Below are 18,215 nucleotides of genomic sequence, written 5' to 3' on the forward strand. Positions count from 1 at the left end.
GGCGACACAGCTATAGGCTGTTCAGCCTAATAAAGCCTGTTTGCTGACTCAAAGCCGTGCCGACCCGAGTAGGTCGGCACGGTCGTGTTTGTAGATATGGATTTATAGATAAGCGTTTATAGATACGTGTTTCACTTGTATGAACTATCTATTATAAATTGTGCATGTGATGCTTGGGCATGATGAAGCCCATGGGGTACCATGCTTCACAACCGTAAGAGCCTAGCGTCGCGGCGGCAGACAACCCCGCTGCTCGAGGAACCGGAGGAATATCCATGGCAGTAGCTCATAAGTTTATCGTCGCTGACGATCACCCGCTGTTTCGTGCAGCGCTGACCCAAGCGTTACGCCAGTTGGCCCCCCAGGCGGAAATTGTCGAAGCGGACACCATGGAAGCCACCACCGATGTGGTGAATCGCCACCCAGATGCCGATTTGATTCTGCTGGATCTACATATGCCGGGAGCCCACGGCTTCTCTGGTTTGATCCAACTGCGCGGCCAGATGCCTGATATCCCAGTCGCGGTAGTGTCTGGTAGTGATGAACCCTACGTGGTGCGTCGTGCTATTGACTACGGCGCATCGGGTTTTATCCCTAAATCATCATCTCTACAACTAATTGCTGAAGCCGTCGGTGAAATTCTGCAGGGCGAAGTATGGCTGCCTGAGGCGTTAGCCAACGTGCTGGAAGAGACCAGTGAAGAGGAGTCGCGCTTTGCCGAGGCGATCGCTTCATTAACGCCCCAGCAGTTTCGCGTCTTGAATATGCTGACCGAAGGCCTGCTGAATAAACAGATCGCTTATGAACTGAGTGTTTCTGAAGCGACCATCAAGGCCCACGTGACTGCGATTCTACGCAAGCTGGGCGTGCACTCGCGTACCCAGGCGGTTATCGCGGCTCAGAAACTTGAAGTCGAGCCGCCGAAAGTCGTTTCCTAAGCAAGTAGCGAGTACCGACTGCGTTAACCGCGGCGCTTAACGCGCCGCGCGATTGGCCTGCAAGGTGCGCGTTAGTAATGCTCGTAGCGCCGCCGGTTTAACGGGCTTCAGCAATAGTTGATAGCCCGCTCGTTTGATCTCTTCAGCCACTGCTTCGGTACGGTCAGCGGTAATTACAATTCCCGGTACCGCCCCCTCAAAACGCTCGCTGAGCGCTTCTAACGCCATTAACCCCGTGACTTCGTTATCCAGGTGGTAGTCCGCCAGAATAGCGTCAGGGTCGCCATCCATATTGCGTAGGATCGATTTGGCCCCACCGATACTGGTGGCGGTAAACACCTCGCAGCCCCAGCCGCTAAGCATGGCGGTCATGCCTTCCAGAATCAGCGTCTCATTGTCGATACATACAATCCGCGTACCGCTAAGCTTATGGCTGCCGCGCCGAGCGTGTGGCTCAAGCTCGTTACTGCTGGCTTCGTGGGCAGCCACAATCGGCACGCTAACCGAGAAAACTGCGCCTTTGCCTACCGTCGAGCGCACTTTGATGGGGTGATCCAGCACCCGGCTCATGCGGTCGGCAATGGAGAGCCCCAGCCCTAGGCCTTTCTCACTCTCTTTGTGACGGGAGACCTGATCCAGGCGGCGGAATTCTTGAAAAATCTCGCTTAATTTAGATTCGGGAATGCCGGGGCCGCTGTCCCACACTTCAATTGAGAGCCAGCCGTTTTGGCGGCGGCAGCCCAGCAGTACGCGCCCCTCCTGGGTATAGCGAATGGCATTAGACAAGAAGTTCTGCACGATACGGCGCAGCATCTGGGGGTCTGAGTCTACCCAAAGCTGGGTAGGCACGACTTCTAAGTCCAATCCGCGATCGTCCGCCATCACCTCAAACTCGGCGCGTAACGGGCGAACGATATCCGCCAGGGCAAAGTGACTGCGGCGTGGCGTTAAGGCGCCTGCGTCCAGTTTGGAGATATCCAGCAGGGTGCTGAGCAACTCCTCGGCAGCTTGCAGCGAGTTATCGATATGGCCAACGATGCGTTGGGTATCGGTAGTGGTCACGTTTTGCATGAGCGCAGAAGTAAATAGCCGTGCTGCGTTAAGCGGCTGCAACAAGTCGTGGCTCGCCGCGGCCAAAAAGCGCGTCTTAGACGCGTTGGCATCTTCCGCGAGCTGCTTAGCCTGGCGCAGAGCGAGCTCCGCCTCGGCGCGTACCCGGTTCTCCTGGCGCAATGCCGCGTTGGCTTCAGAGAGCGCCTGGGTGCGTTCGCGGACGCGCTCCTCCAGGGTTTCGTTGGTCTCTTTAAGGGCAATTTCGGCCTGACGGCGTTCGGTAATATCCTGATAGAGTGCAAAGAAGCCCAGGATCGCCTGACTGTCGCCAAAGTGCGGCGTGTAAGTGACCAGCATATAGCGCATGGCCTCATTCACCCGCAGTGAGACCTCAAAACTCACCCGTTCGCCTTTCAAGGCGCGCGCGACCCATGGCGCGCGCTCTTCCGCCTGCTTAATTTGCAGCACGTCTTCAAAGCGGCGACCAATGACCGCATTGCGGTCAATGTTGAACGCCTGCTCGTAGGCACGGTTGGTAAATAGGTAGCGGCACTCTTTGTCAAAGTAGGCAATCAGCGCGGGGACGTTGTCGGTGTAGATACGGATATTGTTTTCCGAGCGAATCAGCGCCTCTTCGATGCGCTTCTGCTGGGTAATATCCTGGTAGGTATACACAAAGCCCCCGCCGGGCATTGGGTTGCCTTGCACTTCCAGCACGCTGCCATCCTGGCGGTAGCGCACATAGCGGTGGGGCTGGCCTTCGCGAATATTGTCGAGCAGTAGCTGGACATGCTCTTCCGGGTCACCCGGGCCATACTCGCCGTTGTGGGCGTTGTAGCGGAAGATGCGGTCAATGGGTGCACCGACGCGAATTAAGTGGTCAGGAAAGCGGAAAAGCTCCAGATAGCGCTGGTTCCACACCACCAGGCGCAGGTTCTGGTCGACTACGCTGATGCCCTGGTTAATATTTTCAATGGTGGCCTGAAGCAGCGCCCGGTTGAACTCCAGCACTTGGGAGGCTTCATCGACAATTGAGATCACATCCGAGATGCCGATACCGCGCCCCTGAAGCGCCGAGTTAACCACGATGCGTGCCGATGAAGCACCCAGCACCGAGGCCAGAAAGCGTTCGGTGAACTGAATAATATCGATTGAGGCGCGGGTGCCGTTGTCCAATGGCTTGCCCGCGCGCCGGGCGTAATCTTCAAAGGCGCGATCCACTTGGCCGGCACCGAGGAAGCGCTCGCAAAGAACTTTTAAATCGCCCACGGTCGTCGCACCCGTCCAGGGGCGGTTGACCGAAGTCTGGCGTGTTTCCACACTATCTACGAACAGCGAGGCCTGAATACGCTCAACCACCCGCTGCGAAGTGACCTGAGAGACAAAGATATAGCAGAACAGGTTGACCCCGAGTGAGAGCATGACGCCGTGGGTAAAGCTATCGCCCAAGTTGAGCCCAAACAGCGCCGTGGGTGATAACCAGTTAAGCCCCAGCGGGCCGCCTTCAAGCCACATTGTCGGAAGCACACCGGCATTGATCATGGCGGGCATTAACAGACTATATACCCAGATGGCAAAGCCAGCGTTCATGCCGACAATGACCCCGAGGCGATTACCGCGCTTCCAGTAAAGCCCGCCAATTACCGCGGGGGCAAACTGAGCGGCGGCGGCGAATGAGAGCATGCCGATCGAGGCCAGCGAGGTGAACTCGGCAATCAGTTGGTAGAAGCCGTAGGCCATTGCCAGTACAGCGACAATAGTCAAACGCCGCGCGCGCAGCACCAAGCGACCATAATCCCGCGCCTTGGTATCAAACCAGCGCAGTCGGAACAGCGCCGGGATAACGATTTCGTTGGAAATCATGATCGACACTGCCACGGCGGCGACAATTACCATGCCCGTGGCCGCCGAGAAACCGCCGATAAAGGTGAGTAGCGTTAGCCACTGGTGGCCCGAGGCCATGGATAGTGCCAGTACGTAGGTGTCGGGCTCTACGCCGCTTTCGGAAAACAACAGCAGTCCAGCGGCGGCCAAGGGCACCACGAAAAAGGCAATGGCTAGCAGGTAGAGTGGAAATAACCAGCGCGCCTTAGTGGCATCGTCAGGATGAATGTTCTCCACCACCGCCACATGGAACTGGCGCGGTAGACATAGAATCGCCAGCATGGCGAGCAGCGTTTGTGCCCAGAAGCTCTGGCCAAAATCTTGATTGGCCAATTGGCGCTGGAGTTCTAGCTGGCTTTCGGCATGCCCCATCAGCTCACCCAGGCCATCGAACATACCCCAGGTAACAAAGGCGCCAAGCACCACGAAAGCGAGCAGCTTGACCAACGATTCGAACGCTACGGCGTGGATCAAGCCTTCGTGGTGTTCTGTGGCATCGGTATGCCGGGTGCCGAATAGAATCGCGAAGATGGCCATCACAATGGCTACGTAGAACGCCGTATCGCCAAACAGCGGTGTATGTGTCACATCGGAGGCGTCGGTGAGCACACTAAAGGTGGTGGAAACGGCTTTTAGCTGTAGCGCGATGTAGGGCAGGGTGCCGACCAGGGCGACCAGGCTGGCAAAGGCAGCCAGCGACTGGGTTTTACCGTAACGGGAGGCAATAAAATCGGCAATTGAGGTGACGTTCTGATGCTTGGCCACGCGAATCATCTTGGCCAGCACCGGCCAGAAAAGCAAAAACGTCAAAATCGGCCCGACGAAGATGCTTGCAAACGACCAGCCCGCGGTAGCTGCCTGGCCAACCGCGCCGTAAAACGTCCACGAGGTGCAGTAGATTGCCAGCGCCAGGCTATAGATGATCGGACGCCTGCGGGTGGCGCCGTGGGTACGCGCACGTCGATCACCGTACCAAGCGATGCCGAATAGAACGGCAATGTAGAGTAACGAAACCGCTACCAGTAGCCCGCCGTGAAACATGCCTTTCTCCCCGCCAGAGTGTGCGACCCACTAAACATGCGCTAATAAAAAAGGCTTCATTCTAGGCGAAATGGAGGGTCGTGTACGACCATTCTCTAAGCGTGTTTACACCTCAGGCTTTATTTATCTATGTGCACACGTTGCTGAGGAGTGGAGAGGTTTCGCGCAGCGTGCGTATTTCTTCGAGAATAGGCTCGCGAGACTCTTCATCCAGTGGTACCAACTCCCGGTTCTCACAGTTGAGTACGTAGGGCTGGGTTATCAAAATATCGGTGTGGTGACGTTCAAACTGATAAAGAATAAATTCCGCTAAGCGGGCGCCGTCCTGCTCGCTTATGCGAATATTTTCACTATCGACCATGCTGAACTTAGTGGTCATCGGAAAGGCAAAGGTCCATGGACGCCATACGGCGGTGGTGCTTTCGGTTGAAATAACCGTCGCAGTCTCGGGAAGCTGCGCCTGCTTGTGTTCAAACCAGCTGTACTCCACCTGAACTTGATAGCCCAGCATACCCAGCGCGCCAAACACCGGCACTATCCACTTGGGCAGACGTTTGCCGCTCAGTTTGCGTAGTATCAGGCCAATCCCGGCGGCCGCAAGGCCCGCAAAAACGGCGGCGATCAAATGCCATATCATAAAATATCCTTTCAAAAAGCCGGCTATAAAAACTATCTATAAAAGCCATCGGGCCTCCCGAAGGAAGCCCGATGGTAAGGTCGATCCCCAGCGTTATCACCGTATGGCAATAACGCGTCAGGAAGGAGTATGACTTAGTGATCTACCGCCATGCCAGCACCTTTCGGATAGCGAACGCTTTCCACCAGGTCCTGAATTTCCTGCGGCGGTGCAGCTGTCACTCTGGAAACCGTGAAAGCAACGGCGAAGTTGATCATCGCGCCTACGGCACCGAATGAGAGCGGCGAGATGCCAAAGATCCAGTTATCCGGTGTATTGGCCAGCATGTTGGTGTCCGGCACGAAGAACCAGCCCAGATAGGTGAAGATGTACAGTAGAGTACAAATCAAGCCTGCCAGCATGCCGGCTACTGCGCCCGCGCTGTTCATACGTTTGGAGAAGATACCCATCATCAACGCCGGGAACAGTGATGCGCCGGCGATACCAAAGGCGAGTGCCACCGTCTGTGCCGCAAACCCAGGCGGATTAAGCCCCAAGTAGGTGGCCAGCAGTATCGCGCCCCCCATGGAGATTCGCGCCGCCAACATCTCGCCTTTTTCGGAAATCTTCGGATTGATCATGGTCTTGATCAAGTCGTGACTGATCGCCGACGAGATCGCCAGTAGCAAGCCTGCTGCGGTAGACAGTGCCGCCGCAATACCACCTGCTGCGATCAAGCCAATAACCCAGCCGGGCAAGTTGGCAATTTCAGGGTTGGCGAGTACCAGGATATCGTTATTAACGGTCAGTTCGTTGCCTTCCCAGCCACGATCGGAGAAGTCGGTAGCATCGTTATATAGCTGAATGCGGCCATCGTTGTTGAGATCGTTGAAGCTGATAAGGCCGGTTTCTTCCCATGTGCGAACCCAATCTGGACGCTCTTCGTACAGGATCGGGTTCTGCGCCGCCTCTTCATAGTTTTCAGTCTGACCAGCCATCTCTGGGTACACGGTGGTCGCCAAGTTAAGGCGCGCCATCGAACCTACCGCTGGAGCGGTGAGGTAAAGCAGTGCAATGAATACCAGTGCCCAGCCTGCAGACCAGCGCGCATCAGCGACTTTTGGTACGGTGAAGAAACGAATGATAACGTGGGGAAGACCGGCAGTACCGACCATCAACGACAGGGTGAACAGGACCATATTGAGCTTGTTGTCCACGTCAGCAGTGTAGTCACGGAAGCCAAGTGCATTGACCACATCATTTAACTTGGCCAGTAAAGGCATGCCGGATTCGGTGTGGGTACTGAACATACCGAACATCGGAATCGGGTTGCCGGTTAGTTGGAAGGCAATGAACACCGCAGGAATAGTGTAAGCGATGATGAGAACGATGTACTGGGCCACCTGGGTGTAGGTGATGCCTTTCATGCCGCCAAATACGGCGTAGAGGAAGACGATCAGCGCGGCTAACCAGATACCCCAAGTGTTGCTGACTTCAAGAAAGCGCGAGAACGCCACGCCCGCACCGGTCATTTGACCGATAACGTAGGTAACCGACGCCACAATCAAGCACACGATCGCCACTAGGCGAGCGGTATTGCTGTAGAAGCGGTCACCGATGAAGTCGGGCACGGTGAACTTACCAAACTTACGCAGGTAAGGAGCTAGCAGCATCGCTAGAATAACGTAGCCACCGGTCCAGCCCATCAGGAAGGTAGAGTTAGCGTAGCCACCAGAGGCCAGCAAACCCGCCATGGAAATAAACGACGCCGCTGACATCCAGTCTGCCGCGGTGGCCATCCCGTTGGTAATTGGGTGAACCCCACCCCCAGCGACGTAGAAGTCTTTCGTTGAGCCGGCGCGCGCCCAAATCGCAATGCCTATATACAAGGCAAAGGAGGCGCCGACGAACAGTAAGTTAATTGCAAACTGGCTCATACCGGCTTACTCCCCAAGGCCAAATTTTTGATCGAGCTTATTCATCTTCCAGGAGTAGAAGAAGATCAGCACGATAAACGTTAGGATTGAGCCCTGTTGTGCAAACCAGAAGCCAAGATCAGTGCCGCCAATCGGAATGCCGGCGAGCAATGGGCGGAAAAGGATAGCGCATCCGTAAGAAACAAATGCCCAAACGGCCAGGCATCCGAAAATTAACCGGACGTTTGCTTTCCAGTATTCAGCAGCATTGGTTTTGTCGTCTGCCATTGTGTTGCTCTCCACTTGTGTTTTTAAGGTTGGGAAAGTTCACGAGGAATAGCGTGTGACCCATCAGGGCAATCGCACGTCTAAAGCCACTCAATCGTTAGGAGTGGTGAGTCAGCTTCTTTTGGCACGTCACCTTATTATTCGATATGAAGTTTCGAGTTAGTTAGTGACGTGCGATTACCCTGCATGACTCATTGTTAATACTGGGCAATAAACGCCAAAAAATAAATCCCAGACTTTGGTATCAATAAACAGCTTAATGGCTTTCTGCGGGCTACATGTTGTTGAAAGTGCGAGTTTTTAGACGCTATTTAAGCGAAATTTGTAGGCGTTTCCAGGGCTATGGGACGATAGTCTAGTAAGCAAATAAAAGCAGTTATTGGCTACTTTAAATACATATGCTGCCTTTAATGGGTAATGACGGTTAGTGAGTATCGATACTTTGGTCGCGTATCAAAAGTCGCTTCGACCTTAGCGTGATAGCTAAAGGTATAACAATGTTCTACTTGCTACTTGGGAAGTGAATCCTTTATACCCGTACAGCCACCTTCACATAATAATCGATTACAGTTTTTGAAGCGTTGGAAAGACTCCTTTGATGTGGATCAATGTCGGGCGGAGTGCTTATTTACTTTATTTTCTAGTTCGCCTTTAGTTGAATGAGGTCATGCACAATGGTCGATGTGGATCTATCCCAACTGCCGTTCACGCTTCTTGACGATGAAGGACGTGACCACATTCGTCGCGGTATTGACCTTGCGTATTTTGACCGCGACGAAATAATTCTAGAGACCGGACAGGGGGGCGAGTTTGTTTATCTGATCCATAAGGGTGAAGTGGCAGAAATCGACCCCACGCTGCCCTCGTCTACCTCGCGTATTGGCCATTACACGGCCGGGGACCTATTTGGCGCGATCAGCATCCTTAACGGTAAAAGCCGCTATCGTTTTAAGGCCGAGCAGGAGTGCTTGTGTTACCTACTGCCCAAAGCGTTGTTTCAGCAGCTGTGCCGTCATTACCCGGATTTCAGTAATTTCTTTCGCCAATCGTTGACGCATAAAGCACGCTTACTGACTGAAAAGCGTGCCGAAGGTGGCGTCACCATGGCGGGTTTTATGTTGGCCAAGGTAAGCGAATGTATGCGTGCGCCGCTGTTAATGGCGGCGGCTACTGATATTGCCAGCGCGGTGAAGCAGCTCAACGATAGCTATGCTGATAGCCTGCTAGTAGAGACTCAAGGCAAGCTAGGCATGGTGACGAAAACCGACCTGCTCAATGGGTTGGTGTTGGGCGGTAGTGCGGTGTCATCGCCGCTTGATGAGCTCGCCCATTTTAATCTGGTCACCGTTGCGCCGGAACAATACTTGTTTGAAGTATTGGTCTTAATGACACGCCATAAAGTGACGCGGGTAGTGGTGCTCGAGCAAAACGTCTTAAAAGGCGTCGTCGAGCTCACCGACGTGCTTAGCTATTTCTCAAGCCGCAGCTACGTGGTGAGTTTGCAGGTCGAGCAGGCGAGCAGTTTAGAGACACTGTCGGCAGCCAGCCAACGTACACCGGAGCTGGTAAAAGCGCTGATGGCCCAGGGCGTAAAGCTGCGTTTTGCGATGGATCTTCTCGCCGCGCTGAACGGGCGGATCATGAGCAAGGCCTGGGAGTTCACGATAGAGGAACAGTATCGCGACCAGAGCTGCATGATGGTAATGGGTAGCGAAGGGCGAGGTGAGCAAATCCTAAAAACAGACCAGGATAATGGTCTGATTTTAGCCGATGACGCGCGGTGGCCAGATCTTTTGAGCCACATGCAAACGCTCACCGATACCCTAATCCAGCTTGGCTACCCGCCGTGCCCCGGCAATATTATGGTTTCAAACCCTGAGTGGGTGGCCACGGTGTCGCAGTGGAAGAGCAATATTGCCAAATGGGCCAGCGAGCGGGATGGTGACAGCCTGATGAAGCTGGCGATCATGCTTGATGCCCATGCGGTGGCCGGTAACCCCAGCCTGCTTGCCAGTGTACGAGAAGAGCTATTTGAACGCTGCTCTCGTGATGAGCTGTTGCTTTCGTACTTTGCGCGCACGGCGCTACGTTTTTCCACACCGCTGACGCTGTTTGGCTCGCTGAAAAAGCCTCAGCACGGTATCGATATCAAGAAAGGCGGTATTTTTCCCATTGTTCACGGCGTGCGCACCATGGCGCTTGAGCGGCGCATCCAAGCCACCTCGACGTTTGACCGTTTGGATGCCCTGGCCGCCGATGGGCGATTGGATCGCCGTTTTGCAGATGACCTGGGCGAAGCGTTGGCCCTGTTTTCCGAGCTACGTCTTAAACAGCAGCTAACCGCGTTGGAGACGCCTGTCGGTGCTCAAGAAGCTAACGCCCAAAACAGCAGTCGCGCTAACCGTGTCGTGGTGCAAAATCTTTCTTCCCTTGAGCGCGACCTATTGCGTGAAGCGATGCATATTGTCAAAGACTTTAAGCAGCGGCTTTCCCATCGTTACCATTTGGAGTATTCGTGAGCGGAATACGGCTGTTAGATCGACACGTGGCACTTTTTAGCGGTTCCTTACGCACCTTGTTGCGTCGCGAAAGCGACCGGCGGCGCTGTGCTGATTCTCCCTATGCCTGGCTCTTTCAGCCCTATATGGGCGAAGAGCTGGTAGCGCTTGCCTGCACATCAACGCCTACGCCGACATCACCTGTGATCAGTTTGGCCGCCGTGGTGCTTAGCCAACAGCAGGTGCGTACCAGCCGTGCTTTTGTGCTGACGTTAGGCGCACCGGGGCAGGCTGACCATGCATCGCTGCGTCGCCATCACCTGCTGTGTCAGGCGGGGTGTGTGGCGGCGCCAAATCGCGACAATTTAAATGCGTTAGTAGAGTTTATTGGCAATCGACCTATTGTCGGCTGGCAGTTAGACCAGCGGATTGGCGCGTTAAATGCGTTGCTGAGAAAGCGGTTGAATTTCGCGCTGCCCAATGCCCAGGTCGACGTAGAAAAGCTGCATCAGCGCCAGCTGCGGCGCTTGCACCCGGAGATAGAGGCACCGAGTAGCTTTGCTCAAGCGCTGGCGTGCTGGCAAGTACCCGCGATGGGGATGCAGGGTGTGTTAGGTGAGGCCACTTCCAGCGCGCTGCTGTATATGCGCCTGCAGCGCATTATGGCGGAGGCTGCTTAGTAATAGGCAGCGCTGCATACGAGTAGTTGGGTCAGGGCGGTGAGTGTTGTTAGAATAGCAGCCACTTTTTCTTGAATGCCTTCCACCCTCGGCAGTGCTTATACCATGCAATCTCTTGATCATTTTGACCCTGCTTCCCTCGGAGCCGCCCTCGCTGATGTTGAGCAAGACTCGCCAGAGCTGGCTGATGCTAAGCAGAAACGTGAATTTAACAAGCTGCAAAAGCGCCTGCGCCGAGAAGTAGGCAATGCGATTATTGATTACCAGATGATCAATGAAGGCGACCGCGTGATGGTCTGTCTCTCCGGCGGCAAAGACAGCTATACGATGCTGGAGATTTTGCGCAACTTGCAGCGCAACGCGCCGGTCAATTTCTCAATGGTAGCGGTCAATCTGGATCAAAAACAGCCCGGTTTTCCCGAGCATGTGCTGCCTGCGTATCTGGATAAGCAGGGCGTGGAGTATCACATTGTCGAGCGCGACACCTACTCGGTGGTGAAGGAGAAAACCCCGGAAGGCAAAACGACTTGCGCGCTCTGTTCACGTCTGCGCCGCGGTTCGCTGTATGGTTTTGCTGAAGAGATTGGCGCCAATAAAATCGCCCTGGGTCACCACCGCGAAGATATCCTTGAAACGCTGTTTCTCAATATGTTCTTTGGCGGCAACTTAAAAGCGATGCCGCCTAAGCTGCTTTCTGATGATGGTAAAAATATCGTCATTCGGCCGTTGGCTTACTGTAAAGAGGCGGATATTGCCGAGTTTTCACGGCTGATGGAATTCCCGATTATTCCCTGCAATCTATGCGGTTCGCAGCCCAATATGCAGCGCCAGGTGGTCAAAGAGATGCTCGCCGAGTGGGACAAAAAATTCCCCGGCCGCCTGGAGAGCATGTTTAAGGCGGTGACTAATATTGCCCCTTCCCAGTTGGCCGACCGCAGCCTTTTCGATTTTGAAGGCTTAGAGGCCAAACAGGCAGAGCTGCTGGCCGGGCGTATCCAGGCATTTAACGTCAGCTAGCGTTTTGCTCCTCTTCGGCGAGGGTGATTAAGCGCTGCATATCAAGAATATTGACCTCTCGCCCGGATACCGCCATTACGCTCTGCTGCTGGAAGCGGCTTAAAATCCGGCTGACGGTTTCCACCGCTAAACCCAAATAGTTGCCGATATCGGCCCTGGGCATGGAAAGGCGGAAACTGTAGGGCGAGTAGCCACGGCGACGAAAACGATCCGAGAGGGTAATCAAAAAGCTCGCCAGCCGCTGGTCGGCGGTTTTACGCGACAGCAGACGCATCATGCGCCGGTCATCGCGTAACTCTTTGCTCATGCTGCGATACAGCTGGCCACGCAGTTCGGGCAACTCCTCAGAGAGTGAGTCCAAGCGATCAAAGGGAATCTCGCAAACGGTGGTCGTTTCCAGGGCAATCACGCTACCTGGATAGTGCTCCTCATCAATCCCGTCCAACCCCACTAGTTCGCTCGGGAGGTAGAAATTGGTCAGTTGCTCGCTGCCGTTTCCCTCTGAGGTGACTTGTTTCAAACTGCCCGAACGTACCGCGTAAACGCTGGTAAAAGTATCGCTTTGGCGAAATAGTGGTTCGCCTTTTTTCAGCGGTGCGCGACGACGAATAATGGCATCGAACTGGCCCATATCGTCCAACTCAAGGGCAAGCGGCAGGCACAGCGAGCTAAGGCTGCAGGTTTGGCAGCGCGCTTCGTGGAGTAGCGAGCGTCGGCTGCTCATAGGTTCCAACATGCGGTGCTCCTTGAGTGGGTCAGGGTAAAATTAGCAAATTCTTACTTATTGTGATGGCGTTAGCATGCCTACAATAAGGTGATTAAACAATCTTAGAGTAGCGCTGCCCTATTTGCCCAGAAAGATGGGTATCGAACGCCATGGCTAAATGGCGCACCAGCAGACGACCCATGGACGTGGCGCTAAGTTGATCACCACTACGGGTCAGTAGGCCATCTTGCTCGGCGCTCTGTAAACGCTCCAGCGCGGGGGCAAAATAGCGGGGGGCATCGATGTTCCAGCGCTGGCTGACCGCAGCCAGGTCAATGCCCATATCGCACATCAGCCGCTCAATCACGTCTCGACGGATGAGGTCGTCGTCGCTCAACCGCACGCCGCGTACAGTGGCGAGTTGGCCCTGATCCAACGCCGCCTCGTAGCTTGCCAGATCGCTCGGGTTCTGCGCGTAGACGTCATCAATGCGCGAAATCGCCGAAACGCCAAGCCCGATTAAATCGCATTGGGCGTGACTGGAGTAGCCTTGGAAGTTGCGCTGTAGCGAGCCGTCGCGCTGGGCAATGGCCAGGCTATCGTCAGGCCGGGCAAAGTGATCCATCCCGATATGTACGTAGCCAGCCGCGGTGAGCATCTCTATCGTGGTGCGCAGAATTGCCAGCTTCTCTTCGCTACCCGGCAGGTCATCGACGTTAATCCGCCGCTGGGGGGCAAAGCGCTCGGGCATGTGGGCGTAGTTAAACACAGAAAGCCGTGCGGGATTTAACTCGATCACTTGACGCAGGGTGTCTGCAAAGCTTTTTTCAGTCTGAAAGGGCAAGCCGTATATTAAATCGAGATTGAGCGAACGAAAGCCCAGCCGGTGTGCTTCATCCATCAGCGTCTCGGTGAGTACTCGTGGCTGAATACGGTTAATGGCTTTCTGCACCAGCGGGCTTAAGTCCTGCACGCCTAAACTGATGCGATTGAAACCGAGCGATTGCAGGTGGCGCAGCGTAAATACATCCGCTTCGCGTGGGTCTATTTCAATCGCGTAATCGCGATCGGCAGAGGACGAAAGGCCAAACCGGGCATCCAAACGATCAATCAGGTCGCCCATCTGGTTCAAGTTAAGAAACGTCGGTGTTCCGCCACCCCAGTGCAACTGCTTCACCGGTCGTGTGGTATCCAAGTGGCGTGCGGTCAGCACCATTTCACGGTCGAGTCGGGATAAGTAGGGCTCGGTCAGGGCGGTGTTCTTGGTGGCGATTTTATTGCATGCGCAGTAGAAACAGATCTTGCGACAAAAAGGCACGTGAACATACAGCGACAGCGAACGCTGACTGGCATTGCTACGCTCTAGTGCCTGGGTCAGGTCACCGGGGGTGAATTGGTCGTGAAATGACAGCGCCGTGGGGTAAGACGTGTAGCGTGGTCCGCTGGTGTCGTAGCGGCGCAGCAGGGCTTCATCCCACACCGGCTGCACGGGCGCTGCCGCCACAGACGAGGCAAGAGGTGAAACCGCAGGGGCATGAACGGGCATGAAGGGGCGCTCCGACGTGAGGTAATGCCGCTAGCCTAACCCGTGACGAAAGCGTAAAGATTGAGCCATGTCATGCTATTAGAAGTTGTGTGCCGTAAGAGTCCAGAGCTGCCACAGCGCAAACGCGATAATCGTTAGTGCCGCCACGCTGCGCGTCGCCGGGTGGCGAATCAGGTGGCTTAGCTGGCGCGCAGCGAGGCCAGTGGCGAGCAGCGCCGGCAGGGTGCCTAGCCCAAATGCGCCCATTAGCAGCGCGCCCTGGAGCGGGTCGGCAATCGCCAAGCTCCAGGCCAGCATGGAGTAGACCAGCCCACAGGGTAGCCAGCCCCAAAGTGCGCCTAGCGCGAAGGCTTGAGGGATATACACCACCGGCATTAAGCGCCGCCCCACAGGCTCGATAAAGCGCCATAGACGGCGGCCAACCGCCTCCACTTTGAGCAGCCCTTTCCACCAGTTGGCGATATACAGCGCCATCAGGATCAGCATCAGCGCCGCAAACACTTGTAGCAGCATTCTCGCCGTGGCAGAGAGGGAAAATAGCGTGCCTAGTAGGGCTACCAGCGCACCTGCGCTCATGTAGCTAGTGATGCGACCTGCGTTATAGCTGAGCAGCAAGCCTCCCATACGCGCCGGATGGCGCATGCTGGGGGGCACTGCAAAAGTGAGCGCGCTCATAATGCCACCACACATGCCAATGCAATGGGCGCCGCCCATCAAACCAAACACGAATGCTGCCAGTAGTGGCGGCAGGTCAAGGCCGGTTGGATTCATGGCCGGGGCTCTTGGTCGTCGGACGAGTGTGTGTCGGAGGGGGCAGCAGGGCGGTGCTTGGCTTGTTGTCGCTGGCGTCGCTGTTCGGGGTTGAGGTCGTTTTCATCTTCATCAAACAAAATGCGGTGCGCCGGGCCTTCCAGGTCGTCGAACTGATCATTTTTCACCGCCCAGAAGAATGCCCAGACGGCGAGGCCCAGCAGAATCAGTGAAAGCGGAATGAGTAGATACAGAATCGTCATGCGGTTACCGGTGTTGAAGCGCTTGGCGAAGAGGCTGGCGGCGTCGTACGCCAGCGTGACAGCCGCAGCGCGTTACCCACCACCACTAGCGAGCTGAGCGACATACCAATGGCCGCCAACCAAGGTGGCACCAGCCCCATTGCCGCCAGCGGCAGTGCCGAAACGTTGTAGCACACTGACCAAATCATGTTCTGGCGCATGATACGCCGGGTCGCGCGGGAAATCTCGATAGCCTCAAAAATCCGCATCAGGCGTGGGCTGAGCAGCACTGCGTCGGCGCGGGTACGGGCGAGATCTGTCGCGCCGTTCATGGCAATCGCCACGTCAGCACCGGCTAACACCGGCACGTCGTTGATGCCGTCACCAATCATCACCACGGTTTCGCCAGCGGCTTGAAGCTCTTTCATCCGGGCCAGTTTGCCTTCGGGGCTGGTGCCTGCGTGCCAGGTAGTAATGTTGAGCTGGTTAGCCAGGCTCTCAACGGCATCGACGGTATCACCGGAGAGCAGCTCCACGGTTAGCCCCTGGGCCTGAAGGGCTTTGATCGTGGCAGCAGCGTCATCACGAATACCATCATGCAGACCAAACCAGGCGCGGGGTTCGCCGTTTTCGCTCAGCAGCAGCCACTGGCCCCTGGCGGGTGCCGCGATGGGGGTATCGGTGGCGCCATCCATTGCGCTATCTATTGCGCCGTTTACTGCAAACCTGGGCTTGCCCAACCGCCAGCGGGCGCCGTTTAAGCTCCCCTCAAGGCCTTGCCCGGTGTGGCTGTGGATCTCTTTGGCTTGCAGCGTGGCATCCCGGAACGGCCGAAAGGCGCGGGCGATGGGGTGTTCTGAGTGGGCCTCTAACGCCGCTGCAATCGCCTGGGCACGCTCGGCGGTTAATTCGCCGAACGGCTGGGTCTGGGTCAGGTGCATTTCGCCGCGGGTTAGTGTGCCGGTTTTATCAAAAATCACCCGGGTAACGTTGGAGAGGGTTTCCATGGCATCGGCGCGGGTAATCAACACGCCGCGCTTACGTAGCTGGCCGTGGCCTGCGGTCAGTGCCGCGGGGGTGGCCAGCGCCAGCGCACAGGGGCAGGTCACCACCAGCACCGAAAGCAGCACCCAGAGCATCCGAGAGGGATCGATAAACCACCAGGCGATCGTCACGCAGGCGGTCACCAGCAGCAGTCGGAGTACAAAGAGGTGGGCCATACGCGCCGCCATCTGCGCAAGCCGCGGACGGCTGGCAAAGGCGCGGTCGGTGAGATCGACAATGCCCGCTACCCGGGCATCGCGCCCGGCGTGAGTCACCCTGATCACCAGCGGGTTTTCCATGTTTTGGCTACCGCCGGTAATGCGGTCGCCCACCCGGCGGGTGACCGGTAGGTATTCGCCGGTCAGCATCGACTCATCCAGGCTCGATTCGCCTTCCTCGATAATGCCATCGGCAGGGACGCCGTGGCCGGGCTTGATCAATACACGGTCGCCGGGGGCGAGTTCGCTGGCGGGTAGAATGCGCTCGCTGCCGTCGCTTTCCAGCCGCGTGGCCGAAATGGGTAACACGCCGCTCAGCGCATTGCCGCTATGGCCGCTGCGGCGTCTGGCGCGGCCTTCTACGTAGCGGGCAAAGAGTAAAAAGAAGGTAAACATCGCCACCGAGTCAAAATAGACCTCGCCGACGTTAAACAGCACCGCGTAGCTGCTGGCAAGGTAAGCCCCGCCAATCGCCAGCGAGACTGGCACATCCATGCCCAGTACCCCGGTGCGCAGATCGCGCAGGGCGTTGCGGAAAAACGGCTGGGCGGAGAAAAACACCACCGGCGTGGCCAGCGCAAAGGAGAGCCAGTGAAACAAGGCATAGAAGTCGTCGCTGATTTCTCCGGGGCCGGAGACATAGATCGGGATCGAAAACATCATCACCTGCATCATGCCCACAGCGGCGATAATTAGCCGTCGCACGTTCATGCGCTCTTCATGCTGCATGCGCGCCTGGGCTTGATCAGGCTCGTAGGGCTGGGCGTCGTAGCCGATGGCGGCCAGTTCCGCCAGCAGCTGCGAGAGCTTCAACCGCTGGGGATTCCAGCTTACCCGCAACCGGTGGTGGGTTAAATTCACCGCGCTGGAGGTGACCCCTTCCAGGGCGTTCAGGCGGTGCTCGATCAGCCATGCACAGGCGGCGCAGGTAATGCCTTCAATGGCGAGGGTAGCTTTGACGTTGCCCTCGTCGCCATCGGGGTGGACAAACTGCGCCTGCAGGCCGGGGTCGTCAAACACCGACCAGGTGTCCGCTTTGGCGGCCTGGCGCTCATCCGGGCGTTCGGGCAGTTCGGTACGGTAGCGGTAGTAGCTCTCTAGGCCACCGTCGACGATGGCATGGGCCACCGCCTCGCAGCCGGGGCAACAAAGCGGGTGGGTATCCTCATCTAGGCTAATCGACCAGGGTGCTCCAGCGGGAACCGGATTGCCGCAGTGGTAGCAGGGGGTGGCGTCGCTCATTCGCTTGCTTTGCGCCCTCCCGGCAGTAGCGCGACGCTATTTTCATTCGGGAATGTCGCTTCACCCGTCAGACGCCAGTCGGCATCTTCTAGTGCGGGCTGAATCTGTAGGTACCAGCGATAGCGCAGATTGTCAGGCCCTTGGGCGATATAGCGGCCATCACGCACGTGCTCAAGCACAAACGATTGGTCACGGTTATCTTCAGTAGGGAAGATAAGGTCTAAATAGAGCGTTTCTGGGCGCGCATCGCCGCTTAAATCAACCACAATATCGCTGGTCATCGGATCCAGGCGGAGCTCTGCGCTTAAGTTCAGAGTGCGCGCCTGCTCTTGTTTGGCAAGCACCATATTAATGGCTTTGCCGTGCTCGTAATAATCTTCCTGTACCACCATGCCGTCGAAACTCTTGATCGACATAACGGCAAAGCCGGTGCTGACGATAATCGAAGAGAACAGAATGCCGATTAAAAACCATGGCCAAAACTGCTTATACCAGGGGGTCACCTTCTCGCTAGAGGGTAGGGATGACATAGTCGT

Annotated in this window: 15 protein-coding genes; 4 read left to right on the plus strand and 11 right to left on the minus strand. The window is 56.1% G+C overall.

Annotated features, from left to right (window positions below):
* Positions 1-151: 151 nt before the first annotated feature.
* Positions 152-277, minus strand: coding sequence for a hypothetical protein (locus KO116_RS26040; RefSeq protein ID WP_022522133.1), 126 nt, complete (start codon positions 275-277; stop codon positions 152-154).
* On the opposite strand from KO116_RS26040, the gene KO116_RS05385 reads away from it, so the two are divergent.
* Complete coding sequence (locus KO116_RS05385) at positions 276-938, plus strand: response regulator (RefSeq protein ID WP_007113812.1); 663 nt, start codon at positions 276-278, stop codon at positions 936-938. The two genes, KO116_RS26040 and KO116_RS05385, sit on opposite strands and share 2 nt — an antisense overlap.
* Positions 939-974: 36 nt before the next feature.
* On the opposite strand, the gene KO116_RS05390 is transcribed toward KO116_RS05385, so the two are convergent.
* The 4 genes from KO116_RS05390 to KO116_RS05405 form a co-directional block, all read right to left on the minus strand.
* Positions 975-4,916, minus strand: coding sequence for a hybrid sensor histidine kinase/response regulator (locus tag KO116_RS05390; RefSeq protein WP_035562195.1), 3,942 nt, complete (start codon positions 4,914-4,916; stop codon positions 975-977).
* Between the two features lie 127 nt (positions 4,917-5,043).
* On the minus strand, positions 5,044-5,553 hold the full coding sequence (locus KO116_RS05395) for a hypothetical protein (protein ID WP_035562198.1): 510 nt from the start codon (positions 5,551-5,553) through the stop codon (positions 5,044-5,046).
* Between the two features lie 134 nt (positions 5,554-5,687).
* Positions 5,688-7,469, minus strand: coding sequence for a sodium:solute symporter family protein (locus tag KO116_RS05400; protein WP_035562201.1), 1,782 nt, complete (start codon positions 7,467-7,469; stop codon positions 5,688-5,690).
* Positions 7,470-7,475: 6 nt separating this feature from the next.
* On the minus strand, positions 7,476-7,736 hold the full coding sequence (locus KO116_RS05405) for a DUF4212 domain-containing protein (protein ID WP_035562204.1): 261 nt from the start codon (positions 7,734-7,736) through the stop codon (positions 7,476-7,478).
* 674 nt (positions 7,737-8,410) lie between these two features.
* Between KO116_RS05405 and KO116_RS05410 the strand changes: the two genes are divergently transcribed.
* From KO116_RS05410 to ttcA, 3 genes are all read left to right on the plus strand, one after another.
* The gene (locus KO116_RS05410; RefSeq protein WP_035562207.1) at positions 8,411-10,255 is read left to right on the plus strand and encodes a DUF294 nucleotidyltransferase-like domain-containing protein; all 1,845 of its coding nucleotides are present in this window, start codon (positions 8,411-8,413) and stop codon (positions 10,253-10,255) included.
* Positions 10,252-10,914, plus strand: a complete 663-nt coding sequence (locus KO116_RS05415) for a DNA polymerase III subunit epsilon (protein WP_327050449.1) — start codon at positions 10,252-10,254, stop codon at positions 10,912-10,914. The genes KO116_RS05410 and KO116_RS05415 overlap by 4 nt, the downstream gene beginning before the upstream one ends.
* A gap of 105 nt (positions 10,915-11,019) precedes the next feature.
* Entirely contained in the window at positions 11,020-11,931 is a 912-nt protein-coding gene (gene ttcA, locus KO116_RS05420) for a tRNA 2-thiocytidine(32) synthetase TtcA (RefSeq protein ID WP_035562488.1), read from the plus strand.
* Here the strand turns inward: ttcA and fnr are convergent.
* The 6 genes from fnr to KO116_RS05450 form a co-directional block, all read right to left on the minus strand.
* The gene (gene fnr, locus KO116_RS05425; RefSeq protein WP_035562210.1) at positions 11,924-12,667 is read right to left on the minus strand and encodes a fumarate/nitrate reduction transcriptional regulator Fnr; all 744 of its coding nucleotides are present in this window, start codon (positions 12,665-12,667) and stop codon (positions 11,924-11,926) included. The two genes, ttcA and fnr, sit on opposite strands and share 8 nt — an antisense overlap.
* Before the next feature lie 82 nt (positions 12,668-12,749).
* Positions 12,750-14,183 (minus strand): oxygen-independent coproporphyrinogen III oxidase, encoded by a 1,434-nt coding sequence (gene hemN, locus KO116_RS05430; protein WP_035562213.1) that lies wholly within the window; start codon positions 14,181-14,183, stop codon positions 12,750-12,752.
* 78 nt (positions 14,184-14,261) lie between these two features.
* Positions 14,262-14,954, minus strand: a complete 693-nt coding sequence (locus KO116_RS05435) for a sulfite exporter TauE/SafE family protein (protein WP_035562216.1) — start codon at positions 14,952-14,954, stop codon at positions 14,262-14,264.
* Positions 14,951-15,196: a cbb3-type cytochrome oxidase assembly protein CcoS gene (ccoS, locus tag KO116_RS05440; RefSeq protein WP_035562219.1), complete on the minus strand. Its 246-nt coding sequence runs from the start codon at positions 15,194-15,196 to the stop codon at positions 14,951-14,953. Before ccoS ends, KO116_RS05435 begins: the two co-directional genes overlap by 4 nt.
* Positions 15,193-17,679 carry a heavy metal translocating P-type ATPase gene (locus tag KO116_RS05445; protein WP_035562223.1) on the minus strand — a complete coding sequence of 829 codons (2,487 nt, stop codon included), beginning with the start codon at positions 17,677-17,679 and terminating at the stop codon, positions 15,193-15,195. The genes ccoS and KO116_RS05445 overlap by 4 nt, the downstream gene beginning before the upstream one ends.
* Entirely contained in the window at positions 17,676-18,209 is a 534-nt protein-coding gene (locus KO116_RS05450) for a FixH family protein (protein WP_035562226.1), read from the minus strand. The genes KO116_RS05445 and KO116_RS05450 overlap by 4 nt, the downstream gene beginning before the upstream one ends.
* Between the last annotated feature and the right edge of the window lie 6 nt (positions 18,210-18,215).

Origin of the sequence: Halomonas sp. KO116 (genome assembly GCF_000734975.2) — a bacterium.
GTDB classification, from domain to species: Bacteria; Pseudomonadota; Gammaproteobacteria; order Pseudomonadales; family Halomonadaceae; genus Vreelandella; species Vreelandella glaciei.